This is a genomic window from Vibrio sp. D173a, assembly GCF_030248475.1.
The window spans coordinates 1-776 of sequence record NZ_JAHGAH010000858.1 but is presented as its reverse complement, the minus strand read 5'-3'; the positions used below and the strand labels follow the sequence as shown (position 1 = coordinate 776).

Here is a 776-nt window from a genome sequence, read left to right as displayed (position 1 = left end):
TGCCGCTTTGAGTAGCCCTCAAGTCGATTTCGACCTAGCTGCTGCGCAATCACTTTCGCTTGTTCAGCAAGAGCCAGTGCCGACTCTGATTCACCTTCCAGCATAGAAAACCCAATACTGGCACTCGCTGACAGGTTAATGTCTGGCGTTTTGATGGCGGTCGAAGCGATACTGATACGACACTGTTCAAGCTGAGCTTTTGCATCACGCTCATTGTTGGCCTTGAATAGAATCGCAAACTCTTTGCCGCCAATACGCGCTAGACTAAGGCTTTTGGGCTTAGGAAAGTGCGCTCTAATCGCTTCAGCGGTGCTCTTAATGAGGCGATCCCCGATGGCTTCTCCGTAAGCGTTATTGAGGTGCTCGAAATGGTCAATGTCGAGCAGGGCGACAAAGGTATCAGGTGCGTTGAGGTGGGAAGACAACGCCGCATTAAAGTTATTTTTGTTATCAAGCTGGGTCATCAGGTCTTTGCAGCTCAATTGATGATGCAGCAACAGGTTAGCGAGAGAGGTCTCTGTCGCGCTTCTTATCATACGAAGGATCGAGCGACTGATTGGAAACGCACTGTTGATATAGAGTACTGCTAATAACTGTTTACGAGAGTGCAACGGGATACAGTAATGACGCTGGCTGATTTTTAGATTACGCGCCAGTGAGTCAGCATAACGGCCATTTCGATAGACCAAACTGTCAGGCAGCAGGCTCTGAGCTAATGCTTTGTTGGTATGCACAACGCTCTTGTTACCGTGGTAGTCCAAGGTACTAAAGGCATG

Annotated in this window: 1 protein-coding gene; it reads right to left on the bottom strand. The window is 48.7% G+C overall.

Translation table 11 applies throughout. The features are described 5' to 3' along the window. Nucleotides 1-776, bottom strand: a 776-nt coding sequence (locus KIV40_RS29835) for a GGDEF domain-containing protein (RefSeq protein ID WP_285352881.1), incomplete at both ends; no start/stop codon positions are given.